A 26228-nucleotide genomic window follows, 5' to 3' on the forward strand; every position below is an offset into this window, starting at 1 on the left:
ATTGCCGTGATACGTATTGAACTACCCACTCTTATTGCTAAATTAAATCAACAGAGCAAGCTTGCCCTAGAGCAGGCAGCTTCTGTGTGTATTGAACGTCAGCACAGTGAAATTACTTTTGAGCACTATCTTGAAGTCTTATTAGACAACCCACTTTCAGATGTGCGCGTGATCTTGAAGCAATCTGACTTATCGGTCGATGACATTAAACAAGCCATTGTGACCAGTTTTGCTCGCGAACAAGCGCTTGATAGTTATCCAACGTTTTCTCCACTATTGGTAGAGCTGCTTCAAGAAGCTTGGCTATTATCAACCACCGAACTGGATCAACCGGAACTTCGCTCAGGTGCTATTCTATTGGCCGCGTTGACACGAGCTGATCGCTATATGGACCATAAGTTGGTGCGTATTGTTGATGGTATTAATCGCGAGAGCTTGAAAAAGCACTTTGATATGGTGCTCGCTGACTCTTCAGAAACACAAGTTGAACCAAGCTCGCCAGGCAAAACGTTGGCACAAGAGGGTAGCGATACCTCTATTCTTGCCAAATACTGCACTAACGTGACCGAGCAGGCGCGCCAGAATCAACTGGATCCGGTTCTTTGTCGTGAAAACGAAATCAACCTTATGATTGATATCCTATGTCGACGACGCAAGAACAATCCGATCGTGGTTGGGGATGCCGGTGTTGGTAAGAGCGCTATGATTGAGGGGTTGGCCCTTCGCGTGGTCGCTGGGACTGTGCCTTTGCAACTACAAGGTGTTGAACTTCACTCACTCGATTTAGGTTTGTTGCAAGCAGGTGCTTCAGTTAAAGGTGAGTTCGAGAAGCGCCTTAAAGGGGTCATTGATGCGATTAAGCACTCACCAAAACCGATCATTTTGTTCATCGATGAAGCGCACACCCTAATCGGAGCGGGCAATCAAGAAGGAGGCGGTGATGCGGCTAACTTACTTAAACCAGCGCTCGCTCGAGGTGAACTAAGCACCATCGCAGCAACCACGTGGAAAGAGTACAAAAAGTACTTTGAGAAAGATCCGGCATTAACTCGCCGTTTCCAACTGGTTAAACTTGATGAGCCAAGTGTAGAGCAAGCGGTTGATATTCTACGCGGGTTGAACAGCGTGTATGAGAAAACGCACAATGTTCTGATCACCGATGATGCATTGAAAGCGGCGGCTGAGTTGTCGGTGCGTTATATCTCGGGTCGACAACTGCCTGATAAAGCGATTGACGTACTCGACACCGCCTGTGCACGTATTGCCATCAATTTGACCGCGCCACCAAAACGTTTAGCGTTTATCGAAACCGCTTGTCACCAACGTCAACTTGAAATCGATATGCTGGAACGAGCTCAATTACTCGGTAAAGACGTTGACCATGAACGTCTAGAAGAGCTTAAAACTCAAGAGGCAGAAGACGAACAAGAGCGTGAGCGCTTGACGGCTCAGTGGCAGCAGCAAAAAGAGTTGGTTGAAGAGATTATTGAACTTAGAGCTTCGCTCACAAGCGAGCAACAAAACGCTTTACCTGTCGATCAGCGCGAGCAAATTGTCGCGACCATCCGCGGAAAATATCAGCAGTTAGATTCCATTCCTCACACTGAACGTCTTATTCATCCTCAAGTTGATGCTCAGCAAGTCGCGGAAGTGATAGCCGATTGGACGGGGGTACCTGTTGATCAAATGAACAGTGATGAACTGCATAAGATTACGCACTTAGCGAGCATTTTAGGTCAGTCAATCAAGGGGCAAGATGTCGCCATTGAACGTGTTCATCGACACCTTCTGACCGCTCGTGCCGATTTACGTCGTCCAGGCCGACCAAAAGGGGCTTTCTTACTCGTGGGGCCAAGTGGTGTCGGTAAAACCGAAACGGTAGTACAGCTTGCCCAGCACTTGTATGGCGGTAAACAATTTCTAACCACGATTAACATGTCTGAGTATCAAGAGAAACACACAGTATCGCGTTTAATCGGTTCACCTCCGGGTTATGTTGGCTACGGTGAAGGTGGCATATTGACGGAAGCGATTCGTAAGATGCCCTATTCAGTGGTGTTGCTTGATGAGGTAGAAAAAGCCCATCCGGAAGTCCTCAACCTTTTCTATCAAGCCTTTGATAAAGGGGAACTTGCCGATGGTGAAGGTCGCATTATCGATTGCCAGAACATCGTCTTCTTCCTAACTTCAAACTTAGGTTTCCAGACCATTGTTGATTACGCTGACCAAGTCGAACAACTTGATGATGCACTCTATCCAGAGTTGGCCGCTTTCTTCAAACCCGCGCTACTGGCAAGAATGGAAGTGGTTCCTTATATGCCACTCAGTAAGGAAGTGCTTGAGTCTATTGTGCGCTTTAAGCTTTCGCGTCTCGAAACACTCTTTAAAGAACGCTATGCAGCGGAAGTTGTGATCGAAGATTCGCTAATAGATGAAATCTTATCGCGTGCAACTCGCTCAGAAAATGGCGCGCGCATGCTAGAAGCGATTATCGAAGGTCAATTACTGCCACCAATTTCACTGGCGTTACTCAACAAGCTTTCTGATCAACAACCTGTGACTCGTATTTACCTTGCTGCGCAAGACGGTGAGTTTATCGGCGAGGTTGAGTAGTGATGTCTAACTGGTTAGAGCGAGTCACTGATCTTATTGGCATCAAGACCAAGAGTGAGCTGATGGCTCGGTTTGTAGAAATTGTTGTGGGTGAGTTGAGTCTGTCTAACTGCATGATGTTAATGCCTAACTCAGAGGGACGTCGTCTCGTTCCTCATGATGGGCAGACTAACGTCTCGTGGGGGGTCGATGACCTCAACAATCCATTTGCCCATGTGTTACAAAGCGCGTCACCAATGACACTCTCTTCGGACGAGTTATTGTTCTGGCAATCCGATCGCGCTTTTGCTGAGTTGGTGGCTGGGGTAGGCATGTTTGAAAGCGTATGTATTCATCCTCTGCCGTTGAACTCGAAGCAGGTGCAGTTAGTGCTGTTCATGTTGGGAGATCAACGCACGGTCAGTCGAGCGTTCGCAAGCCAAGACTGCATTAAGTTTGTTGATGTGTTCACCAAGCAATGGCACTTACTTGAAGAGATGGAACGCGAGCAGCGTGATATTAAAGTGTTGTCTGAATCGCTTAGCGATATTCAGCGCGACACAAAGTTGCGTTATATGGCGGATAAACTGTCTGAGTCATTGATTGGCCAAAGTGGTTCGATGCAAAGGCTTCGTCAGCAAATCGTCAGTGCGGCGGAATCAAAACTTTCAGTTATGGTACAAGGTGATACCGGAACGGGTAAAGAGTTGGTCGCACAAGCGATTCATCATCTATCCACTCGTAGTGCGCAGCCATTAGTGGCAATTAACTGTGCTGCTATCCCAGAAAACCTGCTTGAAAGTGAGTTATTTGGTTACTGTAAAGGGGCATTCTCTGGCGCTGAATCTGACCGAAAAGGTCTGATCGCTCAAGCCGATGGTGGGACACTATTTCTCGACGAAATTGGTGATATGCCGCTTTCACTTCAAGCTAAGTTACTTCGCGTTCTCGAAACCAAACAATTTCGCCCGATTGGGGGCAAAGAAGAGCTCAGCTCAGATTTTCGTTTGGTTTCGGCAACGCATGTTAACTTGCTGGCACAAGTACGTAGCAAGCAGTTTCGCCAAGATTTGTACTATCGTCTGTTCCAATACCCACTCACTTTGCCGCGTTTGTCTGAACGCCTCGAAGATATTGATCAGTTGAGCCAACATTTTGTTAGTGAATTCAATCGACAACACGGGACTAAAATCCGTGGTTTACATTACCGTGCTCTGGATTGTTTAAAGCAGTACACCTTCCCGGGAAATGTGCGTGAGTTAAAACATTTAGTGGAATTTGGCTGTGCCCAGTGCCGCGATGAATCTGAAGTGAGTGAAGGCAGTTTCGCCAATCGCATCGCGTGCTTGAACTTTGAATTGCAAAGTGCCGAGCCAGCAATGCATCACAATCTACAGTCAACCTTTATCAGTGATCATCCTTATGCGCCAGCTCAAGGGGGCTTTTCTGCCATTAATGACCTGAAGCAGGCGATGAATGATTATGAAGAGCAGATCATTCGTGATCGTTTGAACCAATTTTCGGGTGATCGTGGTAAAGCGGCCAAGAGTTTAGGTATCCCTAAGCGCACACTCGCCTACAAATGTCAGAAGTTGGAGATCAAAGCGTTATGAAAACCTCGACTTGGCTACTGACAGTATCTCTTAACAGCTTACTGTTTAGCGTCCAGACGGTGGCGAGTGACGCCACAATGTCACCGCTTGAACGTGCCCAGCAATGCACCACCATTAGCGAGCGCCTAGAGCGATTAAGTTGCTTTGATCAAGCCCTAAATACACCAACACAGTTATCGACTCAGTCTTTAGGTGATAACAAACCACAAGCTTGGCATACCGCGTTTACCACCGCACTTGAAGCGCAGCCAATCAATGTGATTGAGCAGGGCGATAAAGACAATGGTGATGCGTGGTTAACGCTATCCGTGGCGCAAACTCAAGATAAGCCTTCACCCGTGTTGATGATGAGCTGTATTAACAAAATAAGCCGGATTGAATTAGCGCTACCGACTGCCCTGGAAGATGCACGGATTCAGGTTTCTGTTGCTTATGGCCCCAAACAGCATTGGCGCAGCGATGATGTCGGGGTGTTGTTCTCGTCAGCACGAGGAATGCCTGCGATTTCTATGATGAAAGCGATGACGAAAAACTCGCGTTTAACTTTGCGCTCAAATTCGCCGCAGATTGACGGCCTAAAATTTGACGCTACGCAGTTAGAGCAAGCCCTAGTGCCATTGCGACAAAGGTGTGGGTGGTAACAATGGACATTACTCAGTATCGAGCCAGCATTGTGCGCCCGATCAGCGCAGAGTCACCAGTCGGTGAACGACTATTGGATGAGCCACTGTTTGATTTTGTTGAAGATCAAATGATGAAGGTGGGTTCGTTATCTCATGCCAGTGTGCAGTGGCAAGAGGTCGAGCATAGTACCGTCACCTTGTTGAATGAAAAAAGTAAAGACATCAAACTGCTGGTTTACCTTTTGCAGTGTTTGCATCATCAATTGACCCCCAAACGTTTGATCACTTCTTTTGGTGTCATGAGTGATTTTATTACCCACTATTGGCAAGACTGTTTTCCAGCTCCGGGTAAACGCGGCAACCTGCCGAGACGAAAGTTTTTTAGTCAAATCTGCCAGCGTTTTTCATTGGCCGTGGATAAGTTTGATTTTGCCACACTCGATAGCCAAGACCGAGAGGAGTTGCAACAAACGGTGCAAGAGTGGCAGGCGGTCATTGAAGCTAACGAGCTATCGTCTGATGTGGCCGAGTCGGTCGTGGTGACGATTGTTAATCAACTAACAAGAGCTCAAGAGCGAGAGAAAGTCGCGCAAGCCGCGCAGCAGCAACCTGCTCCGACGAGTACGTCATCAACGTCCTCGTCATCTTTAGCGATTGACAATTCAAGTGACAAAGCGGCTAAACAGACACTGCTGAAAGTCGCGGAATATCTTTCTGAACAAGAATTCTCGGGGGCGTTGGCCATTCGCGTGCGTCGCCATGCGCTATGGGGGGCGATTACTACGCTTCCTGATCACGATCATCAAGGCCAAACCTTGCTAAGAGGAATGCAAACTGAGCGCGTGAAAGAGTATCAAGATCATCTGCATCAACCGGATCTCGCACTATGGCGTCGAGTGGAACAGAGCTTGACCATCGCACCGTATTGGTTTGAAGGTCAACTGATGAGTCACGATATCGCAAAGGCATTGGGCCAAGAAGGATGGTGCAAAGCGATTATTGAAGAAACTCAAGCGTTTATTGAGCGATTCCCCACGGTTGTGGAACTGAAATTTAAAGGGGGCGCGCCATTTATTACTGACGCAGTTCGAGAGTGGCTCACTGCTTATCAAGGCGGCGCGGCGGCTGTTTCAGGCTCTGGCAGTTGGCAAGAGCAGCGCGACGAAGCGTTCAGTTTGGCCAAAGAGGGCGGTATTGCGGTCGCGATGTCGATGCTCAATGATGGTTTAGTGGCCGCAACAGAGCCGCGCGATCGTTTTTACTGGCGCTTATTGAGTGCCGATCTTCTTAAACATAACCACCTAGATGCGATGGCTAAAGAGCAATATCAAACCTTAAAACAAGAAATCACACAGACGAGCGTTACCCAGTGGGAGCCGTCACTCATCGAACAATTAGAACGAAATACAGCGTCAGATTAAGCTAAGGGACTATCCATGTGGAAAAGTATTATTGGGATCGTTAAGAAATTTAAGCCGGGTATTGCAGCAGCGCTTCCAATTCTGTTGTTTACACTCTTTATTCTATTAAATGTCGCTATTTGGTGGGCCGGACCTTGGTTAGAAATTCAAGGCAGCAAACCATTAGAGAGCGTATTTGCTCGCGGTTTAGCGAGTGCGCTATTCATGCTTTTCTCCCTATCAGGCTGGGGGATTTGGCAGTGGCGAAAACTGCAAGGTTTCAAAGGTCAGCAAAAGCGCGAAGAGCAGTTAAAACAAGATCCGATCCAGGTCTACGAAGAGCGCCAAGAAGCCGAACTTAATGACGTGATGAAAGAGATGAAGCAGAGTCTCAACACACGTAATTACCTTTATGCTTTACCTTGGTATCTAGTGCTTGGTTTGGAAAATGCTGGTAAAACCAGTTTGATCAATCGCTCTGGACAGAATTTCGCGTTATCTTCGGTCATGCGCGCTTCTGGGCAAAAGAGTGAGAACCCATACTCATTCGACTGGTGGATTGGTGATGAGTCGGTACTGATTGACCCTGACGGTGAATTGCTCACTCAGGGAAATCGCAGCGAAGACAATGATGGTGAACTGGAGCGTCGTTTGTGGCTCCACTTTGTTAATTGGTTAGAGAAAACACGCAGTCGCAGACCACTTAACGGCGTTGTACTGGCATTGGATGTATCGCATTTAGCAACCTCTACTGCGAGTGAGCGTAAAGCCTATGCCAATCTATTGCGCGCACGTATTCGTGAGTTGATGGAAACGTTGGCCACTCGTCTGCCCGTTTATATTACGCTGACAAAGCTCGATCTGCTCTACGGCTTTGAACCTTTCTTCAAACACTATTCCAAGTCGCAACGTGATGAAGTGCTGGGTTTTACCTTTTCACTTGAATCGGTCGATAACCTTGACCATTGGCTCGAAGAGTTCGATAACGACTATGGTCAATTTGTTGCCCGTATTAATGATCTCTTTCCTCATGCGGTTGCAGAGCCAATAGATCAAGAAGAGCGCGACGCCATTTATAGCTTTACGCGTCAAATGTCCGGGTTACAAAGTATCTTGAAAGAGTTTTTCCAAGATGCGCTCTCTAGCGACCAGTTTTCGACGTCAGCGTTGGTTCGTGGTGCTTACTTTACTTCGGTGTATCAACAAGGCGTACCAAGTAATGCCTTTGGTGACTCTGCGTCACGCCGATATGGTTTATCGCATTCGGTTAATAAAGCGCAAAACGCGAAGAACTCAACGGTCTATTTTACTCAGCAGTTGTTTAGTAATGTTATTTATCCTGAAGCGGGATTAGCCTCGGATAACTTCCGGATCGCGAAGCAAAAACGCCGATTGATGGGGCTGTCGTTTGCCGCTTGTTTGGTGGCGTCGGTATTACTGTTCGGAACTTGGCATCGTTACTATCAGGTCAACGTTAATCAATCAGATGCGGTATTGGCCAAGGTGAATGAGTACAAAGCTAAGTACCCATCGAATCTTGCGTTGGCGTCGCAAAAGGATATTTTGGAGCCATTAAACAAAATTCGTCAAGCGACGTTAGAGTTTGGTTTCTTTCGTGAAAAACCACGTTACATCTCGGACTTTGGTCTTTATCAAGGGCATACAATCGGACCAATGGTTGAAGATACCTACTTAAACTTATTGGAAAACCGCTTCCTACCTTTGTTGATGGCTGATGTAGTCGTCGCACTTGAGCAAGCGAAAACCGAAGAAGAAAAGCTCGCGGTACTGCGTGTCTATCGCATGATGGTTGATAAAAGTGGTCGTTATAAAGACTATGTTCTTGATTATTTTGGTAAGTATTGGCAACGCGCCTTCGCAGGGCAAAAGAAAGTCCAAGGCGAGTTGATTGAGCATTTAGATTACGCGATGCGCCACACCGATTTGGCCAGTGCGCGAGCTCAAGGAGATGCGTTCGCAGAGCAAGTGATGAAACCTTATGATGGCACTATTGCTAAGGTTCAGTCTGAACTGAGCACGATGCCGAACGATCAACGTGTTTATCGTAACCTTAAGCTCAATGCTCAAACCGTGCTTGGTCCTGCTATCAGTATTCGCAACTTAGTCGGGCCTATTTTTGATATCGTATTTGAAGAGCGTGTTGCTAATCGTAGCTTATACATCCCACAAATGCTGACCAAAGAGGGCTTTGAAAACTACTTTATGCCGCGCTCTGAATCGGTATCTGAGTTGGCTCTAATTGACAGCTGGGTTCTGGGGCAGTCAAAAGTTGCTCAGTTTAGTGAAGCGGATAAACAGGTCCTGCGTGAGAAGATCCGCAATCTATATGTCGCCGATTACGTCAATACCTGGCGAGCGGCGCTCAATGATATCGATATGAAGTATTTCGGTGATATCAATGATGCGGTTATGGTGCTAGAAAATCTCACGGGTAACGTTGAGCCAATGCAGCGTCTGCTGCGCACATTGGAAAATAATACCCAAGTGATTGCGGGTTTAGACCCAGACAGTGAAGCAAAGGATGAGCTATTAAAAAGTGCTAAGTACAAAGTGGCGTCGAGCATTCAATCGCCATTCGCGGAGCTTAACTTGATGCTTAAACCTGTCGGCGAACAGCCAGCTTATATCAATGAAGTACTGGCATCGGTTGATGAACTCAAAACCTATCTGAAAGCGATCCAGGAGTCACCAGATGTTGGTATGGCGGCATTAGATGCGACTAAAGCACGGGTCAAGCTGGTCAGCGCTGACCCTATTTATACCTTAAAGCGTATTTCATCAGGTTTGCCAAGACCACTTGACAGCATGGTGGCAAAACTCGCTGATGAGAGCTGGTATGTGGTGAAGCAAGAGGCAATTAAGCACTTGGAAGTACGTTGGTATGAAGACGTTTACCAGCCTTATTACACTAAACTAGCCAGTCGCTATCCGTTTAATGAACAGTCGAACAAAGATGTGGCGTTACAAGATTTTGAAGCCTTCTTTGCTCCGCAGGGAACGTTAGATAATTTCTACAATAACCAGTTGAAAGTGTTTATTGAAGAGAACATTGCGGTTGATGAGTATGACAGTGCCCAGTCGATTATTCGCCCTGAAGTGTTGGCGCAAATTGCTCAAGCGCAGCGGATTCGCCAAGCTTTCTTTAATCGAAAAGGGATTTTGGACGTCAATTTCTCGGTTGAGCCGCTACAGTTAAGCGGCAACAAGAGGCGTAGTGTCTTGAACGTAGATGGCCAGTACTTAACGTACAGTCATGGGCCACGTGAAGGTGCTGAGCTGATTTGGCCAAACACATTACGAGATTCGGCTGTATCGAAAGTGACCTTAGTACCAACGAAGTCTAACTTGTCACCTCGCAGTATTAATCTCAAGGGGCCATGGGCATTTTTCCGCTTGCTCGAAGAGGGCAGTGTATTATCAGCGAGTAAAACATCGGTTGACTATCGTTTCTCGGTTGATGATGGAGAGATGATTTATCGAATCAACGCCGAGTCTGATGCGAACCCGTTCACTGAGAGACTGTTTAAGTCGTTCAAGCTTTCTAAAACCCTGTATTAACCAGAAAAAGGAGCAAGGTGACTTGCTCCTTTGACTATTAGGACCGAAGTCTCCATGTCCACAACGATTTTTCTTGATCACAATGTTTACCATATCGTTTCAGACTCACAAGCGATTCGACACCTTGAACACTACCAACAGGTACGTGATGAAATTAATGCCCGCTTTAATCCACTTTCGGGTGGGACGAATTGGCAAGCGGTTTATGAGTGTTGTGAAGTACTAGCCAAAGGACCTGGTATTGATCTGTTGCTTAGCAGTTACATGACCATTGCTAAACTCAAAATAGAAGGGCTGACCGGTTATGCTAACGGCTTAGAGTTAATTATGCAGTGTTTATTGGTATTACCAAAACCAGACACTAAGTCGGCTAAAATGCGCAAAGAAGTCCTCGATTGGGTCAATGGTAAAGCGATCCCTGAGCTGAAAAAGATGAAACCGACTCAGGAACAGCTTCGCGATTTGTATCGCAGTGAACGCTTGTGTGAACGCATTAATGATTGGTTAACTCTGCAACAACCAGAACAAAGGGTTAATTTCGAGGGGGTAGGGTTTGTTTTGTTCGAGCATATTGATCAGATAGAAACGCGTTACCATACGGCGCTCAAGCGCCAAGAAAAACAGCGCCAAGAATCCAGTGAGAAAGTTAGCCCACAACGTTTTCGTTTGGGTTTAATTGCTGCGATTTTACTGGGTAGCGTGATTGGCGGGGGCGGGTTGTGGACTTATAGTCACCCCGATCTTTTTCATAAATATTACTACAAACAATCGGTTGAAGTACCTTCGCTCGACAGTCGCAATTTACCTGACTTTGTTGAATTCACCAGCCCAGATACATTGCAGTCATTTCGCGATGAAATGGTGCCTATGTATCAAGCGTCGATTAAGCGCAACACCCAGGTGTCGATAGAGCAGCCTTATTTAGAGGCAATGGATCAGCTCAACATTTTGCAGCAGCTCTATGCAGATAATGAGCAGGTAGTTGCAATCAGTGATCAGCTTGGTCAAGATCAGCAATACGCTCTTGAGCAAGCGGACGAGTTTGTCGCTCGCTTTAGTGAAATTCGCACCAAAATGGCCAATGTTGCACTGTTAGCGAAAAAACGTCGTTGGTCTGATGTGGCCAACGAAACAAAATCGTTAGAGTCTTTTGCGGTCAGTCTATCGCCAATATACGGCCGCGTAGGGTACGTTGAAGAGTTGATAGAGAAGCAGCAATATCAGCAAGCACAACAAGAGTTTGAAGAGCTCAAACGCAGGCTAAACAATTTAAGTTGGAAAGTGGCGCAGTTAAATCAAATGCTTGAACAGTAGTTAATAGAATGTTCACCCTAACTACTTGCACTTTCGGTTCAGGATCTATATAAATTCGGCTTTGCTTTTTCATCAAGTACTCGAGTAGTTAGGGTTTAGACACATGACGCAGTTTTGGCAACAAAAATCATTAGAAGAGATGACTGAACAAGAGTGGGAATCTCTGTGTGATGGCTGTGGTAAATGTTGTCTGCATAAATTGATGGATGAAGACAGTGATGAGATCTATTACACCAATGTTGCATGTAGCTGGTTAAACAGCAAAACCTGTTCGTGTAAAGATTACCCAAACCGTTTCACCTCAGGTGAAGAGTGCACAAAGTTGACTCGTGATGATATCGACGACTTTACCTGGCTTCCACACACATGCGCGTATCGTTTGCTGGCAGAAAAACAACCTCTGCCAGAGTGGCACCCATTGATCACAGGTTCAAAATCTGCAATGCATGCCGCCGGTGAAAGCGTGCGTAATAAGGTGGTTTACGAAATTGATGTAGTCAATTGGGAAGACCACATTTTGAATCATCCTAACAGGGGATAGGCGTAGCAAGGCATATCAAGGCCTTGCTTGTGGTCACTTCATCAATAATCATCAATATTTACCAGTATCACGAAAATTTTCCGCCATTTCGTCGCCACTTTTATGGCGACAAATATTAACTGCTTGGAGATTTAATCCGTAGGTACTTAGGGTTTTCCAACTGTTCTGGGAGCGGGAAGAACCAGCTGCCTATAGAAAATAGGTGATGTTTGTTTCTGCTTTCTAAACAATCTAACTGAAAGACAGGCCTATAAACACCTTTTATATGATTGTATACACTTAAACGGTTCGAGAGTAGTGCGTATGCTAGGACTCTCGGATATTCATGAGCTAAACGTAATAGCACGTTATCATGGGGGATGCTCAGTGTCTGAGATAGTTCCGTAACTTTTTCAATGATAGCCCGTCTGCCCAATATATTTAGTGGCTCAGAAACAAGTAAACTCATAAAAGAGTAGACATATTTTTTGTCAATACACCATTCATTGCCAAAAGAGGTGTAATTGTGCTCTTTAAAGAAATAAGTCCGATTAACTACATACTTTAGCCAGCAAACTATAAATACATATACACTGGCAGACAGATTATCCCGATAGTTGTGAAAGTCTTTATGAGGGTCTTTCTGTACATCCATGAAATTTTCTATCTTCAAATCAAAATAGAGTAACTTTAGGTGTGTCCTAAGTTCCTCAAACTTATTCTTAGCTATACGTTTATGCTCTTCTTCCGTAATGTAGTCCTGAGTAGAGAGCAAACCTTCATGTGCTGAGAGTACAAAAAACCATTTCCTGTCACATGCTAAGTCTGATTTAGAAAGTTCCTCGACCGTTGAATCAACCTTTGCTACATATGACTCAAGAGCGATCCTTGATTGGCTTGTCGTTATTGAATGGTGTCTATCTAGAATGTTGTAAATCAGAGTTGCTATAGCAACTAAGCCAACCAGAATATTTGCAAAGTCAGCAATGCTAACCTCGTTTTCAGGTATGTTTGGGTAACGATGTAACGTGATCATTATTAACAGATAGATTATTACAACTGCCCAACTTAAGTGCTTGAAATTAATTTTCATCTATAAATGCGCCAATAGTTTTTGCTAACCACGTCTTCAAGGTGAACGGGGGCTAGGTGAGCGTATCGCATGGTCTGTTTGATATCGCTGTGCCCAAGAATTTCCGTCGAATAACCGATGTTAAATAACGGGCCTGAGCCTTCCTTGTAAATCATATCATAGAGTTCTAGCCTGATAGATACTGAACGGTACTTTTTGTCTTTCGTTTGGGTATTGGGTATAGGTGACTTTGTTCTTAGTAAGCGGAGTGTCGCTAACAAAGCTTGAATATCATCGTGGAACTCGTGCGCTTCTGCCTTGGCTATCAAGTCCTGTATTTCCTCAATGGTCAAAAGCTCCACCTCCGTTTAATGCAGTTTGAATTGGCTACTACACCTTCATGACAAGCTTCTTTCCCTTTCAACATTTCCTATTTTGCCGAGAGCCAGTTCTGGGTAACGTAAGTGTATTTATAATCCATGTTTGGATTCATCCTGAAAATGGTTTGCCAAAAGTAAATAATGAGAAGCAAATACCACTCAAATACTAGGTGAAACCAATAATTTGATATTGTTCACAATTTACCACTTCTGATTCCCCCTTCGTACTAAAGCTATCTATGTAAATGCAGTTGATAGTCAGTCTCATCAAAATGAACTTACAACTGTCTGTTTCAAAAGACATTAACTGTGAAGTACGTGAAATTCGTGTTGAGGTTAATGTCCTATTTAAAGTGTGTTGGTTTCATTAATGGAAGGTTAGTTTCCAGTTGTGGCTAATGAGCTTTAACTTTTTACTCCTCATAATGCGCAAAATGTAACATTGTGTTTCAAAGTGCAACAATGAATACACATTGATAGTGTGGTTTTTATCTCCACTCAATTCCGTTTTGTTTCGCTCTGATCCCAACGTTACTCATGCTCAACACATAAACATTCTAATGACTATAACAACTGGTTCTTAGCTTGATACCAATCGTAGTAAGTAATTGTGCATTCTAGCTGGTTAAGATGCTTGATAACGGTGTTAAGAAATTTGTAAGTAGAATAACTACTTATCAAAATCTTTGGCTTTTTATCAAACATTTTCTCTGCGCTATTTCTGAATTCTTATTTACTGTGATTGGCATTTGCTTTGAAACCAGACAACCATCGAGAAAGTTAATGGAAGCCTCAAGTTATAAACGCATCTTGTCGAGGGGAAGTTTGGCGTCCGTCATACTTATGCTCTCAGGATGTAATTCAGCTTTACTTGACCCCAAAGGTGCCATTGGTGTGCAGGAAAAAGAGCTAATTATTACTGCTCTTTTGCTTATGTTGATCGTTGTAATCCCTGTGATTCTAATGACGATTTACTTCGCATATCGATACCGCGCCTCTAATACCGCAGAAGAGTACGCACCTGAGTGGTCACACTCGACCAAAATCGAAGTGGTGGTATGGACAATTCCAATCATCATCATTGCGATTCTTGCGACGATCACATGGCGTTCGACTCATGAACTAGAGCCATCCAAACCTTTGGAAAGTGATGTTAAACCAATGACCATCGAGGTGGTGTCACTCGATTGGAAATGGTTGTTCATCTATCCAGAAGAAAACATTGCGACGTTGAACTATGTGGCGTTCCCGAAAGACGTGCCAGTGCAGTTCAAACTAACTTCAGACAACATCATGAACGCGTTTTTCATCCCTCGCTTAGGTACACAGATCTACGCGATGCCAGGCATGGTAACCAAGCTTAACCTGATAGCGAACCATGAAGGTCACTACAAAGGTTTTGCATCGAACTACAGCGGCGAAGGTTTTTCTCAAATGAAGTTCACAGCCTCAGCAATGTCTGATCGTGCAGCGTTCCTAAATTGGGTGCAGAAAGTGAAGGCGAGCCCTGATCGTATTGAAAACTGGGAGCAATATAGCTCACTGGCAGCGCCAAGTATCGCAGAGCCAGTCACTTTGTTCTCTAGCGTTCCTCCGTTCTTGTTCACCGACGTTGTGACTCAGCATCCTGGTTCAATGAACTGTTTGCCTGAAAACCAAGGATAATCGTAATGTTTGGAAGATTAACTCTTGATTCAGTTCCGTTCCACGAACCTATTATCGTCATCACCTTAGCGGTTGTGGCGCTGGTTGGTTTAGCCGTAGTTTACGCGATAACTAAAGCCGGAAATTGGCAATATTTGTGGAATGAATGGTTTACTTCAGTAGACCATAAAAAACTTGGCTTCATGTACATCGCAGTAGCGATGGTGATGCTTGTTCGTGGTTTTGCTGACGCAGTAATGATGCGTAGCCAGCAACTCCTTTCTTCTGCGGGTGAAGCAGGTTACTTGCCACCACATCACTACGATCAAATTTTTACTGCCCATGGCGTGATCATGATCTTCTTCGTAGCGATGCCATTGGTTATTGGTCTGATGAACATCATCGTGCCATTGCAGATTGGTGCGCGTGACGTAGCTTTCCCGTATCTGAATAACTTGAGCTTCTGGCTGTTTGTTGCTGGCGTCATCCTAACAAACATGTCTCTCGGCTTAGGTGAATTTGGTCGTACCGGTTGGCTAGCGTACCCGCCGCTTTCAGGTATTGAGGCTAGCCCAGGAGTTGGGGTCGACTATTGGATTTGGGCGCTGCAGATATCAGGTGTTGGTACAACGTTAACAGGCGTGAACTTCTTCGCGACCATTTTGCGTATGCGTACACCGTCTATGCCAATGATGAAGATGCCAGTTTTTACTTGGGCGTCTCTGTGTGCAAACATTTTGATCATCATTTCATTTCCAATCCTAACAGTGACTATCGCTCTGCTAACGCTGGATAGATACCTAGGCATGCACTTCTTTACCAATGATCTTGGCGGCAACGTAATGATGTACGTCAACCTGATTTGGGCTTGGGGCCACCCAGAAGTGTACATTTTGATCTTGCCAATTTTTGGTGTGTTCTCAGAAGTCACCGCAACCTTCTCACGTAAAAAGTTGTTCGGTTACACATCGCTAGTTTGGGCTACCGTAGTTATCACGATTCTTGCGTTTGTCGTTTGGTTACATCACTTCTTTACGATGGGATCTGGCGCGAACGTAAATGCCTTCTTCGGTATCGCCACGATGATCATTTCTATCCCAACAGGGGTGAAGATCTTCAACTGGCTATTCACCATGTACAAAGGTCGCATCCGCTTTACAACGCCAATGATGTGGACGGTGGGCTTCCTGATCACCTTTACTGTTGGTGGTATGACGGGCGTACTAATGGCTGTTCCGGGCGCAGATTTCGTTCTGCATAACTCAGTATTCCTGATTGCTCACTTCCACAACGTTATCATTGGTGGTGTGGTCTTTGGATGTTTTGCTGCGATCACTTACTGGTTCCCGAAAGCGACAGGTTTCACCATGAATGAAACTTGGGGCAAACGTGCGTTCTATCTTTGGATTATTGGATTCTTAATGGCGTTCCTACCGCTTTACGCGCTAGGCTTTATGGGGATGACTCGTCGTTTAAGCCAAGACATCAACCCAGAATACTTCCCACTGTTGTCGATTGCCGCAGCAGGTACGGTTGTGATTGCGCTGGGTGTATTGTCTCAGTTCATCCAAATTTACGTGAGTATCCGTGACCGAGAGCAAAACCGTGACCTAACTGGTGACCCGTGGGGTGGCCGTACTCTTGAGTGGGCAACATCGTCTCCACCACCGTTCTACAACTTTGCGCACCTGCCAAAAGGTGATGTACTGGATGCGTTCTGGTACCAGAAGCAAAGTGGCGAGTTCGACCCAACTAAAGAGGTGGAATACGAACGTATTCATATGCCAAAAAACACGGCAACAGGCATCTATGTGTCGGCTTGGTCGCTCCTATTTGGCTTCGGCATGATTTGGTACATCTGGTGGCTAGCGGCGGCAAGTTTGGTCGGTATTATCGTGACGTGTATTCAGCATAGCTACAACGATGATGTGGATTACTACGTGGAAGTTGAAGAGGTCAAAGCAATTGAGGCCGAGCGTCGAGCTCAGCTTGAAAAAGCGAAGAAAAACTCAGTGAAAGACAGCGAAAGTAAAGATGATCTGGAGGTGACGTATGCAAACTAATATCGCAGCACATCACGACCATGATCACCACCATGACACGAATGGCAACAAGCTATTTGGCTTCTGGGTTTACCTGATGAGTGATTGTGTACTGTTTGCGACCTTGTTCGCGACATACGCTGTGCTGTCGAGCAATTCAATTGCGGGCCCAACAGGTAAAGACATTTTCGAACTGCCATTCGTGTTTGCCGAAACCATGCTGCTGCTGCTTAGCAGTATCACATTTGGTTTTGGCATTATCGCGATGAAGCGCAACAACGTCGTTGGTCTCAAACGTTGGATGTTAGTAACGTTCGCGCTTGGTCTTGGCTTTATCAGTATGGAGGTCTATGAGTTCCATCACCTGATTAAAGAAGGCTATGGCCCACAAACAAGTGCATTCCTATCGGCATTCTTTACGTTGGTTGGTACGCACGGCCTGCACGTAACCTTTGGTCTGATTTGGTTAGCGGTAGCTTATCACCAGCTTTCGACTAAAGGTCTGAACGACAACATGGCGATGCGTTTTAACTGCTTAAGTCTATTCTGGCACTTCCTAGATATCGTTTGGATTTGTGTCTTTACCATCGTTTACTTACTGGGGGTAATGTAATGGATCAACATGTAGAAACCAGTGCGTCAGATTACGTTAAAGGTTTTATTACCTCACTGATTCTGACGGTAATTCCGTTCTACTTTGTTTGGACGAAATCATTACCAGATACAACGACCTATGCGATTCTATTTGGATGTGCATTAGTGCAGATATTTGTTCACTTTAAATACTTCTTGCACATGGAAACAAAAACATCTGATGGACGTTGGAACCTTGTATCACTGATGTTTACCGCCATTGTTGTACTTATCCTTATCGCTGGCTCGGTATGGATCATCTACAACATGAACGTCAACATGAAGTTGTAGGCCAAGGTATGCTGAAAAGTTATTTGTCTATCACCAAACCAGGCATTATTTTCGGCAACCTGATTTCTGTTGCGGCGGGGTTCTTCCTCGCCGTAAAAACAGAACCAGCCAGTCTAATGTTGTTTGTTACAACGTTGGTTGGCGTGGGGTTAGTCATCGCTTCAGGTTGTGTGGTGAATAATATTTTCGATCGTGATATCGACCAAAAGATGGCACGTACACGAAATCGTGAAACAGTGAAAGGCAACATCAATATCGATATTGCGTTTGTTTATGCACTTGCATTATTGCTGGTAGGAACCGCACTGTTATTTATCCGAGTGAACCCACTATCCGCTGTCGTCGTGTTGCTTGGCTACGTGTATTACGTGTTCTTTTACACGATGTGGTACAAACGTAACTCGGTGTATGGAACCTTAGTGGGAAGTATCTCAGGCGCAGTTCCGCCATTGGTGGGTTACTTGGCGGTAACAAACTTCATTAGCTTGGAAGCGATTTTACTCTTTATCATGTTCTGTCTCTGGCAAATGCCGCACTCGTATGCCATTGCCATGTTCCGGATGCAAGACTACCGAGAAGCCGGGATTCCCGTATTGCCAGTTAAAGAAGGCATTCATAAAGCGCATCGACACATGAAAGCGTATGTCGTGGCGTTTGGAGCAGTATCGTTGGGATTATTTTTACTGGGCGAAGCCGGGTATGAATACTTAGCGGTTGCAGCGGTTGTTTGCTTTATGTGGACGAAAGTGACCTTTCGCAGCATTGATGACAACAACTACATCGCTTGGTCAAAATCGGTGTTTAAAGTCTCATTGCTAGTGGTGATGGGGATAAGTGGTGTGCTAGGATTAGAGCTTATTCCTTTGTAGTGCTTCAAGCTTGGGTTCATTGCTAGCATTTACATTCTGTCGCCATATTATGGCTATTTCAAATATTAAATTAAGTTATTGTTTTTATTTACTATAAATGACTTTGAACAATAAGATCACATTTTGAATCATCTTAACCGAGACTAGTTGAGACAAACAGCCGCCATTCGCGGCTGTTTTTGTATTTGCTGCCGGCTAACAGTGAGAATGCAAAACTTGTACGGAGAGTGGTGTACACTAGACAGTATCAACTTGTAAAACAAAGACTTATTTGAGTCTTTTTGAGGTAAATATGGGAAAAGTCAAACGTTCAAATTTCTCTTTTTTCTGCTGGTCACTGGTTGCGGTGCTAGCCTTGGTTGTCAGCCTGAATGCTCATGCTGTGGCAGAGTCCACGCAACCGGTATTATCTCAAGACGCAATGGCGCTGCAGACAATTAATAGCGATTTAAAAGATCTGAGTGATGCTTTGAACAGTGCCAGCGGCGATGAAAAGGATGCTCTGCAGCTCAAGCTATTTCAAAAAAATGAAGAGCTCAGAGCGCAACTGACGAGTGCGATCAACAGCCAAAGCATTGATAAGGAAATGTTGATTGCGCAAGTGGAAATACAGCGAAAGTATACCAGCAATGCCACTGCCTATCTTGAAAGTAAGATCAAAGCACTGAACGTAAAAATCGATGAAGCTGAGAATACCGACCGATTGTCGTTGATTACCGAATATCAAGAGTTACAACACTACCTTGATGAAGTCATTACCTCCCGTTGGCAGAATATTCAGTGGCTCAAAGCGCTCGGTCTTAATGAAGTCGTGGCAGAAGAGCAATTGCGCAATGTGGTGCTGAAACGGCTGCGACTAATGTCTGCATCCGTTGAGTACTTTAACCAGCAAATAAGTGTGGTTGGTAAGCAACTTACCGTTAGTCCAGAGTCGGAAAAATCAGCATTGCAACTTAATCAGTTGGTGATTAAACAGCGCATGAGTATTGCGGTTGACAGCCTCTCTACATTAATTAACCTAGCAGACAAGCTTGATATCGATAGTGCCGAGTACAAACGCTTGCAGTTTGAAGTGACCGGCAGTATTACTCAAGATTTGCTCAATGGTCCGGTAATGTTTGCGGTTGTGACAGCTTGGACGGACAACTTATGGCATTGGATGGTCAATAATGCACCCCGGCATTTATTCCAACTGTTTGTCTTTGCCTTAATCCTGCTTGCGACAAGTATGCTCGCAAAATTGGTGCGTAAAGTTGTGAGTAAGACAGTGGTGACCAAAAACCTCAATTTGTCGCACTTGATGCAAGACTTCTTTATCGGCATGTCAGGCAAGTTCATCTGGGTGATTGGCTTTTTAGTCGCCTTGTCACAAATTGGCTTAAACCTTGCCCCTGTGCTGACAGGTTTCGGGATTGCAGGTGTGATCATTGGTTTTGCCTTGCAAGATACTCTGTCGAACTTTGCGGCGGGGATGATGTTACTTATCTATCGTCCATTTGATGTCGGTGACTTTGTTTTTGCGGGTGGCGTTGATGGTAAGGTCAGCCATATGAGTTTGGTTAACACCACCATTAAAACGTTTGATAATCAGATCATTATTATTCCGAATAGCAAAATTTGGGGTGATGTTATCAAGAACGTTACTCATGAGCGTGTTCGTCGCGTTGATATGGTGTTTGGTATCGGTTATGCCGATGACCTGCTAAAAGCAGAGCAAGTTCTGACTGACATTATTACCTCACACCCCTCGGTGTTACGTGCACCTGAGCCGATGGTCAAAGTGCATACACTTAATACCTCTTCGGTGGATTTCATTGTTCGTCCGTGGGTGAAAACGGATGATTATTGGGACGTTTATTGGGATGTGACGAAAGAGGTTAAGCTGAGGTTTGATAAAGAAGCTATCTCGATTCCTTTCCCGCAACAGGATGTGCATTTACATATGGTCGACCGTAAGTCTGCCTCATAGAAAACGCCCCAACAGGGGCGTTTGATTATGCCAAGCAAAATTTATTCAGGCTATTTCACTTGAGACTTAATAAACTCGCCAAGTTCTGAGTGATGCATGATTTTTGATACGGGTAGTACCTTCTCTATAGGTCCCCAAGCAAATACATTGACCGGCGTATGAGTGTGAGTGCCTGTTCCCCATACAATGTTTTGTCCGGTGGCTTGCTCGCGTGCTAATAAGTTGCCACGGTCGTTGTAAGGGAAGAAAGCATCAAAATCGTTAATCGCAGGGACGTCTTCTACTGATAAGTAACTATGTCCAGCTAGACGGTAAGGGTTCGGCTTACTCTTTAAAACGTTCGCTGCTTGTTCTGCTGAAATTGGGAAAGCGCTGTTTTGGTTAACAATTTCAGCAAGCTTTTCAGGGGTTTGTTGAGCTTTGTCCAGCTTTTCAAACTGGCTAATCATCGCGTAGTAGCTGAGTTTTTGGTTGTATAAACCATCGAGGATATCAAAAGCGCCAAAGTTGAAGTTTGGTGCATAGTCGCGATTCTCAAATGCTTTTCCTGAACGCTTTTGTGGTTGAGGTAGGTCATTTGATGAATAACTAAAACCAAATGAGCCTGTTTCGTGGTCAGCAGTTACAATCACTATCGTGTCGTCACGATCTTTTGCCCAGTCGTAGACAGATTGGACTGCTTCATCAAACTTAATCAATTCTTGCAGCATGGTACCGGCATCGTTACTGTGCCCCGCCCAGTCAATCTGCCCACCTTCAACCATCAAGAAGAAACCGTCTTTGTCTTTCGCTAATACTTCTAGCGCTTTATTGGTCATTTCTTTTAAGCTGGGTTGGCTGCGTTTAGGATCGTCTTTCTCGTTACGATAAGCGATACCATCATTCATCCCAGAATAGGCAAATAGGCCTAGTAGTTTATCGCCTTTTGCGTTGTCCAACATGCTGCGATTAAACGCAAGTTGGTAACCACTTTGCTGGGCTTCTGTGAGGAGGTTACGTTGGTCTTTGCGTTTTGACTTAAGGTAAACATCACCTTGAGTAAGTTTTTCAAGCTGCTGATAAGTCTCACCTTTGTCATTAGTTGACTGAGGGATCCAATGACGTAGACCACCCGATAACATCACATCAACGCCGGTGGCTAGCATGTCGGAAGCAATGTCATTCTCAAGTGAACGATGCGGCTGGTGGGCAGCAAAAGCAGCTGGAGTGGCATGGGTCAAACGTGTGTCAGATACAAGCCCCGTCGCTTTGCCTGCACGTTTTGCTTTTTCAAGTACGGTCTCTACGTGGTTACCTTGTGCATCGATACCAATCACTTCAGAACCAGTATAAATACCAGTTGCGAGCATAGTCGCTGAACAAGCGGAGTCGACCACAATCGCATCTTCAGGATGGGTTAATGATGATCCAATGACACCTTGTTCTGCCAGTTGGTAAAGTGCGGTTTTCTTACCTTGATAGATAGAGTTGGGAGCTTGATTCGCATAGGTTTCGAGTAGGCCAACTTGTTGCGGCCCCATACCATCGCCAATCATTAAGATAACGTTTTTGATTTCTGCTGAAATAACACTAAAAGAGAGCGTAGACGTTGCCACTGCGGCAATAATTGGTTTTATATAGAGCTTCATTAAATTGTCCTTGTTTATAAAAGCGCAATAATTAAAACATTGATTTGTTTCGCTAATGTTTCACTTTGGTTGCGAAATGATAACAGCAAAGTCGCCATGGCGTCTGTTACAACGGATAGAAAACGCTCATCAAATAGTGAGCTTTGAATCAAGAGACCAGCAGTGTTGAGTCATGGTGAGGAAAGTGTTGGAACTTATTTAGAAAAGGATATCAATAAAATAGCCATTGAGAGTAGCAGTGCTGTCAGGCCAAAAATGTAAGTTTATTGCACGTTGGAATCAGTCACGCGCAATGATGTCATGATTTAAAAGGGATGAAATTATCGGATCCACGGGTAATTTTCGACAAACCGTGAGGTTTGTCTTGATGGAATTAGATGCTTATGGTCAGCGGGCAAGGTGCTAAAGGAGTGCCAGCAGAATGCCGCCAACGGTTGCCGCTGCGGAAAGGTATTGCCCCGCAGAGTACGAACCATCTTCTTCTTGTTCAATTTTATCTGGATGATCCATGCCTAGCGCGCCATGGGCAAACGACTCGACTTTCTTGCCGACGCTCTTATCATCAACTTTACTTTCTTTATCAATCTCTTGAAGAGCAGCTAAAAGCGCTTTACCTTCATCGGAAAGGGTCACTTTATTTTGCTCCACTTTGAGTGGGGCAGGTTTAGAGGCGGCTTCAGATGCAACTGCTTGAGGCTTTACCTGCTGGGTCGGTGACAGTTTGGCTGGCTCCATTCCTACTGGTGTCATAATGATCTCCTTACATTATCCTCAGACAATATATCGACTGCTTTAAGAAAAACTTGTGCAAATATGCAAAATTTGTATAAAAAGAAATTAAAGCATAAATCGTGCCTGTTTAATTATTATTCACTGGTTTCCTCACCAGTGAGAAGAAATGTGCGTGTATACCACATTTCTTATCTAAAAAAGTTTGTCGGATTGATGAACATAGCAAAATGAGTGCCTACTGACAGTCTGAGTCATTATTTTTTTGGCCGATATGGCGATAGGCCGCTTGACGACTCTCTTCACTGACGTAACGTATTGGTGGCTCAAGAACATTAAGCCAGTAATCTTGTTTTAAGGATGTGGTGGGGGAGGTGAGTGAGCTAGGAGTAATAACCACGATCTTGAGGTTTGGATTACGTTTGAGTATTGATGCTTTGGTGCCTAATCCTTGCTCGGTATGAAACTTACCCGCGATATGGACGATTTGAGTTGAGGGGTGGTGTTGAAGATAAGTGACAATACTGTCTGCCATCGTCTCATCCCATGTTACTTGCGCTGCATATTGACGTGTCGTTTGCTCCAGCGTGCTATGATGCATTGACGCCATGAACTTTTCTTTATAGGGGCTTGCGGAGTCGTCAATCTGTGGTGCAAGCCATTGACGCTGTTGATTATCGAGTGTGTCGAGATAGCTTAACCCTTGTCGCCCGATACAGCGTACGATGGCTCTGGGCGCGTTTGCAGCGATAATATCGGCATTATGTGACTTGGCAAGTTCGACTAATGGTCGGTAATCACTTTCATAGTTTGGCCAAGCTGCGCCTTGCTTTATCAGCTCCTGTTCTCCAATTTCGCCAGCTAAGTAACGGTCGACAACTGATTGTTTGTCACGCGAAAATTGCTCCATAGACAATGTGACAGGTCTTTGCTGCTGTAGCCGTTGCTTGAGAAAGTCGCTTTGAAAGCGATGGATTCCAGCATGAGTATGCCACTCGCCAATTAAAATGATGTCAGCTTGGTCAATGTCGTCAGGTAATGTCTGAAGATCGATGGGAGTGAATTGAGGAGAATAGAGTTGATAGTCATAGAAGCTAATGATTGCTTGCTGGGTATAGGGCGGCATAGAGCAAGCGCTAAGTAGCATCGATAATAATGCGATGGATAGACGTTGAAACATAAAAGCCTCCACAAAAGATTGACCTAATAGTAATCGAGGCTATCGGGCAACTCAATTATAATGAGAATTATTTTCGTTTGTTTGGGCTATTGTTTACGATAAACTCGGATCATAAAGTGTGCCTCACACTTAAATACACTTGTCTGGGCCAGCTTTTCACGCAGTTCGTCACTGGCTTTCCACGCAAAAGGGGTCATTTGTAGTAGGTCGAATCCTGCTCCCTCGCCAAGTGACATGGTGTAGTTAAGCATCTCTTGATACTCGAGCTCAAAGCCTGCGACAGACTCCGCTTCTTCATTGTGTAGCCTGACGTCAGCGTAAATGTTAGCTCGAAGCTGATAAAGATGACGAGCGGCGGGCGTTACCGTGATAACGACCCCGTTGTCACTAACAACACGTTGTAGCTCTTGTGCCTTGCAAGGTGCATAAATACGCAGTACGGCATCTAAACTTTGATCAGCAAAAGGTAAGCGATGACTCGAAGCGACACTAAAATGGCAGTTAGGGTAGCGTTTGGCGGCATAACGAATCGCTACTTTTGAAATGTCGAGGCCATAGGTTTGAGCTGGCTCGAACTGCTTAGTGAGTGCGGTGGCAACTTGCATGGTGTAATAGCCCTCTCCACATCCAATATCGAGCAGGCGATGCGGAGTGTTAACTGTATGTAGTGCGCAAACTTCAGCGACTCGTTGCCTCAAGGGTTGATAGTGGCCCTGTTGCAAAAATCGACGACGAGCTTGCATCATCTCTTTATTATCACCGGGATCTTTTGAACGTTTATGTTGCACAGGCATCAGATTGACATAACCTTCTTTCGCGAGATCAAAACTGTGGTTGTTGGCACACTGATAATTGTGTTGAACAAAACTCAAAGTTTGATGACATAGAGGGCAGGTATAAGACATAAATCGCTCGCTTAATAGTGAAGGCGCAGATTTTATCAGGAAGCGTTGTCAGGCACTAGCACCAAGAAAACAAAGGGCAGGTTTTTGCGGGTCAAAGCCTAAGTGAATAACGATACCAATCACCGTATTGATGGCCGCTTGTCTTTGATTCAGGCTATAGGAAGAACCTTAGGAAATAGTAGAAGTGAAAAGCGATAGCATTGTTAAGCTAGTAGTCGTTGAATAGACGCAGGTCTGGCGACCTGCGTAGAGGAAACCTACTTACTTGAGAGCGTGGTGACCAACTGATGTGTTTCGCCAGGTTGCAACGTTTTTCCTTGCTCTAATGTGGCAGCGTGCAGTGTTGATTCGACGCAGAGAAAGGTTGTATAGCCATTATCGGCCATATCACCCATACTTTGTGCGCCTTCGGCCCATGGGTTCCAAATTACCGCCGAGTTATGGCCTTGATTCTCGATCACAATAGAGCGGTCTAACACGGGGTCTTGAACGATAATCTTCGCTTGTGGCTGAGTGTAAACGCGATCAATGGTATCGGTAAGCCGAAGTACATCATCACCTTGGAAAACCTCGCCACCTTTTAGGCTATCGATGTATTGACATCCCATGCCTGTGGTTTGTGCTTGGGTAATATCACCGAGGTTAAGGTAGCTATGCAACGCACCGGAAAATGTCCAAGGTGTTTGATCGGTATTTTGTATATCCAGCGTCACTGTGAGCTCTTCACTGACTTCGACCAATAATCGAGCAGAAAATAGGTATGGCCACACCGAAAGAGTCTCTTCAGAAGCCATCAAACCAAGCTCAACAATAACGCCGTTATCACTTTCACGATGTTCGATCAGTGTCCATTGTGAAGTGCGCGCAAAGCCGTGAGCAGGTGCAGCAAGACGGCCAAACCATGGCCAACATATTGGAATACCACCGCGTAATGCTGTTTTTCCATCAAATTTGGCTTGCTCACTCATCCAAATCAGATCGTCTTGACCTTCAGGCTTGAATGACACCACGTGACCGCCATGAAGAGCGATACCCGCAGATGCTTTGTTGTGGATGATTCGGACGATTTTTACTTTGTCTTGTTCGACGATAGTGACGTTATCAGACAGTACCGTTAATGCCGGTAATTGGTTCAGGTTCATTGCGTGTCCCTTAAAAATAAATTGTATTCAATTAGATCGGGTTTCTTTTCTTATATGAAGCATTTCCAATTGAATCAAATCTAGCTCAGGATATTGTTTGCCA

20 protein-coding genes are annotated in these 26228 nt (G+C 45.0%); 13 read left to right on the forward strand and 7 right to left on the reverse strand.

Annotated features, from left to right (window positions below):
• Positions 1 to 84: 84 nt before the first annotated feature.
• The 7 genes from tssH (at position 85) to CDZ87_RS08505 (ending at position 11662) form a co-directional block, all read left to right on the forward strand.
• Complete coding sequence (gene tssH / locus CDZ87_RS08475) at positions 85 to 2613, forward strand: type VI secretion system ATPase TssH (protein ID WP_422641444.1); 2529 nt, start codon at positions 85 to 87, stop codon at positions 2611 to 2613.
• Between the two features lie 2 nt (positions 2614 to 2615).
• The gene (locus CDZ87_RS08480; protein WP_100753151.1) at positions 2616 to 4205 is read left to right on the forward strand and encodes a sigma-54 interaction domain-containing protein; all 1590 of its coding nucleotides are present in this window, start codon (positions 2616 to 2618) and stop codon (positions 4203 to 4205) included.
• Positions 4202 to 4846, forward strand: a complete 645-nt coding sequence (vasI, locus tag CDZ87_RS08485; protein WP_100753152.1) for a type VI secretion system-associated protein VasI — start codon at positions 4202 to 4204, stop codon at positions 4844 to 4846. The genes CDZ87_RS08480 and vasI overlap by 4 nt, the downstream gene beginning before the upstream one ends.
• 2 nt (positions 4847 to 4848) lie before the next feature.
• A complete protein-coding gene (gene tssA, locus CDZ87_RS08490; RefSeq protein ID WP_100753153.1) occupies positions 4849 to 6249 on the forward strand; it encodes a type VI secretion system protein TssA in 1401 nt (466 codons plus the stop codon).
• 15 nt (positions 6250 to 6264) lie between these two features.
• The gene (gene tssM / locus CDZ87_RS08495; RefSeq protein ID WP_100753154.1) at positions 6265 to 9807 is read left to right on the forward strand and encodes a type VI secretion system membrane subunit TssM; all 3543 of its coding nucleotides are present in this window, start codon (positions 6265 to 6267) and stop codon (positions 9805 to 9807) included.
• Between the two features lie 54 nt (positions 9808 to 9861).
• Entirely contained in the window at positions 9862 to 11121 is a 1260-nt protein-coding gene (locus tag CDZ87_RS08500) for a type VI secretion system ImpA family N-terminal domain-containing protein (protein WP_100753155.1), read from the forward strand.
• Between the two features lie 103 nt (positions 11122 to 11224).
• Complete coding sequence (locus CDZ87_RS08505; protein WP_100753156.1) at positions 11225 to 11662, forward strand: YcgN family cysteine cluster protein; 438 nt, start codon at positions 11225 to 11227, stop codon at positions 11660 to 11662.
• A gap of 115 nt (positions 11663 to 11777) precedes the next feature.
• Here CDZ87_RS08505 and CDZ87_RS08510 read toward each other — a convergent pair whose 3' ends face one another.
• Together CDZ87_RS08510 and CDZ87_RS08515 are read right to left on the reverse strand one after the other, a co-directional pair.
• Positions 11778 to 12734, reverse strand: a complete 957-nt coding sequence (locus CDZ87_RS08510) for a hypothetical protein (RefSeq protein WP_100753157.1) — start codon at positions 12732 to 12734, stop codon at positions 11778 to 11780.
• Positions 12731 to 13066: a hypothetical protein gene (locus CDZ87_RS08515; protein ID WP_245834675.1), complete on the reverse strand. Its 336-nt coding sequence runs from the start codon at positions 13064 to 13066 to the stop codon at positions 12731 to 12733. The genes CDZ87_RS08510 and CDZ87_RS08515 overlap by 4 nt, the downstream gene beginning before the upstream one ends.
• A gap of 810 nt (positions 13067 to 13876) precedes the next feature.
• Between CDZ87_RS08515 and cyoA the strand changes: the two genes are divergently transcribed.
• The 6 genes from cyoA (at position 13877) to CDZ87_RS08545 (ending at position 20541) form a co-directional block, all read left to right on the forward strand.
• Entirely contained in the window at positions 13877 to 14758 is an 882-nt protein-coding gene (gene cyoA, locus CDZ87_RS08520; protein WP_100753158.1) for a ubiquinol oxidase subunit II, read from the forward strand.
• Between the two features lie 5 nt (positions 14759 to 14763).
• Positions 14764 to 16800: a cytochrome o ubiquinol oxidase subunit I gene (gene cyoB, locus CDZ87_RS08525; RefSeq protein WP_100753159.1), complete on the forward strand. Its 2037-nt coding sequence runs from the start codon at positions 14764 to 14766 to the stop codon at positions 16798 to 16800.
• A complete protein-coding gene (gene cyoC, locus CDZ87_RS08530) occupies positions 16790 to 17392 on the forward strand; it encodes a cytochrome o ubiquinol oxidase subunit III (protein ID WP_100753160.1) in 603 nt (200 codons plus the stop codon). Before cyoB ends, cyoC begins: the two co-directional genes overlap by 11 nt.
• Entirely contained in the window at positions 17392 to 17703 is a 312-nt protein-coding gene (gene cyoD, locus CDZ87_RS08535; RefSeq protein ID WP_100753161.1) for a cytochrome o ubiquinol oxidase subunit IV, read from the forward strand. Before cyoC ends, cyoD begins: the two co-directional genes overlap by 1 nt.
• Complete coding sequence (gene cyoE, locus CDZ87_RS08540) at positions 17664 to 18572, forward strand: heme o synthase (RefSeq protein WP_172953567.1); 909 nt, start codon at positions 17664 to 17666, stop codon at positions 18570 to 18572. Before cyoD ends, cyoE begins: the two co-directional genes overlap by 40 nt.
• Before the next feature lie 292 nt (positions 18573 to 18864).
• Positions 18865 to 20541, forward strand: coding sequence for a mechanosensitive ion channel domain-containing protein (locus CDZ87_RS08545; protein WP_100753162.1), 1677 nt, complete (start codon positions 18865 to 18867; stop codon positions 20539 to 20541).
• Between the two features lie 50 nt (positions 20542 to 20591).
• On the opposite strand, the gene CDZ87_RS08550 is transcribed toward CDZ87_RS08545, so the two are convergent.
• From CDZ87_RS08550 to CDZ87_RS08570, 5 genes are all read right to left on the reverse strand, one after another.
• The gene (locus CDZ87_RS08550) at positions 20592 to 22169 is read right to left on the reverse strand and encodes an alkaline phosphatase (RefSeq protein ID WP_100753163.1); all 1578 of its coding nucleotides are present in this window, start codon (positions 22167 to 22169) and stop codon (positions 20592 to 20594) included.
• A 402-nt stretch (positions 22170 to 22571) separates the two neighbouring features.
• On the reverse strand, positions 22572 to 22919 hold the full coding sequence (locus CDZ87_RS08555; protein ID WP_100753164.1) for a hypothetical protein: 348 nt from the start codon (positions 22917 to 22919) through the stop codon (positions 22572 to 22574).
• A gap of 217 nt (positions 22920 to 23136) precedes the next feature.
• Positions 23137 to 24078 carry a ChaN family lipoprotein gene (locus CDZ87_RS08560; protein WP_100753165.1) on the reverse strand — a complete coding sequence of 314 codons (942 nt, stop codon included), beginning with the start codon at positions 24076 to 24078 and terminating at the stop codon, positions 23137 to 23139.
• A gap of 86 nt (positions 24079 to 24164) precedes the next feature.
• Complete coding sequence (gene rlmA / locus CDZ87_RS08565; protein ID WP_100753166.1) at positions 24165 to 24983, reverse strand: 23S rRNA (guanine(745)-N(1))-methyltransferase; 819 nt, start codon at positions 24981 to 24983, stop codon at positions 24165 to 24167.
• A gap of 257 nt (positions 24984 to 25240) precedes the next feature.
• Entirely contained in the window at positions 25241 to 26125 is an 885-nt protein-coding gene (locus CDZ87_RS08570) for a D-hexose-6-phosphate mutarotase (protein WP_100753167.1), read from the reverse strand.
• Positions 26126 to 26228: the final 103 nt, after the last annotated feature.

Origin of the sequence: Vibrio salilacus, from assembly GCF_002811245.1 — a bacterium.
In the GTDB taxonomy this organism is placed as follows: domain Bacteria; phylum Pseudomonadota; class Gammaproteobacteria; order Enterobacterales; family Vibrionaceae; genus Vibrio; species Vibrio salilacus.

Excerpts from the sequence above, each read along its gene's own strand:
- CDZ87_RS08480 (WP_100753151.1), top strand. The coding sequence starts at position 2,616 with ATGTCTAACTGGTTAGAGCGAGTCACTGATCTTATTGGCATCAAGACC.
- vasI (WP_100753152.1), top strand. The coding sequence starts at position 4,202 with ATGAAAACCTCGACTTGGCTACTGACAGTATCTCTTAACAGCTTACTG.
- tssA (WP_100753153.1), top strand. The coding sequence starts at position 4,849 with ATGGACATTACTCAGTATCGAGCCAGCATTGTGCGCCCGATCAGCGCA.
- tssM (WP_100753154.1), top strand. The coding sequence starts at position 6,265 with ATGTGGAAAAGTATTATTGGGATCGTTAAGAAATTTAAGCCGGGTATT.
- CDZ87_RS08500 (WP_100753155.1), top strand. The coding sequence starts at position 9,862 with ATGTCCACAACGATTTTTCTTGATCACAATGTTTACCATATCGTTTCA.
- CDZ87_RS08505 (WP_100753156.1), top strand. The coding sequence starts at position 11,225 with ATGACGCAGTTTTGGCAACAAAAATCATTAGAAGAGATGACTGAACAA.
- CDZ87_RS08510 (WP_100753157.1), bottom strand. The coding sequence starts at position 12,734 with ATGAAAATTAATTTCAAGCACTTAAGTTGGGCAGTTGTAATAATCTAT.
- cyoA (WP_100753158.1), top strand. The coding sequence starts at position 13,877 with ATGGAAGCCTCAAGTTATAAACGCATCTTGTCGAGGGGAAGTTTGGCG.
- cyoB (WP_100753159.1), top strand. The coding sequence starts at position 14,764 with ATGTTTGGAAGATTAACTCTTGATTCAGTTCCGTTCCACGAACCTATT.
- cyoC (WP_100753160.1), top strand. The coding sequence starts at position 16,790 with ATGCAAACTAATATCGCAGCACATCACGACCATGATCACCACCATGAC.
- cyoD (WP_100753161.1), top strand. The coding sequence starts at position 17,392 with ATGGATCAACATGTAGAAACCAGTGCGTCAGATTACGTTAAAGGTTTT.
- cyoE (WP_172953567.1), top strand. The coding sequence starts at position 17,664 with ATGGATCATCTACAACATGAACGTCAACATGAAGTTGTAGGCCAAGGT.
- CDZ87_RS08545 (WP_100753162.1), top strand. The coding sequence starts at position 18,865 with ATGGGAAAAGTCAAACGTTCAAATTTCTCTTTTTTCTGCTGGTCACTG.
- CDZ87_RS08550 (WP_100753163.1), bottom strand. The coding sequence starts at position 22,169 with ATGAAGCTCTATATAAAACCAATTATTGCCGCAGTGGCAACGTCTACG.
- CDZ87_RS08555 (WP_100753164.1), bottom strand. The coding sequence starts at position 22,919 with ATGACACCAGTAGGAATGGAGCCAGCCAAACTGTCACCGACCCAGCAG.
- CDZ87_RS08560 (WP_100753165.1), bottom strand. The coding sequence starts at position 24,078 with ATGTTTCAACGTCTATCCATCGCATTATTATCGATGCTACTTAGCGCT.
- rlmA (WP_100753166.1), bottom strand. The coding sequence starts at position 24,983 with ATGTCTTATACCTGCCCTCTATGTCATCAAACTTTGAGTTTTGTTCAA.
- CDZ87_RS08570 (WP_100753167.1), bottom strand. The coding sequence starts at position 26,125 with ATGAACCTGAACCAATTACCGGCATTAACGGTACTGTCTGATAACGTC.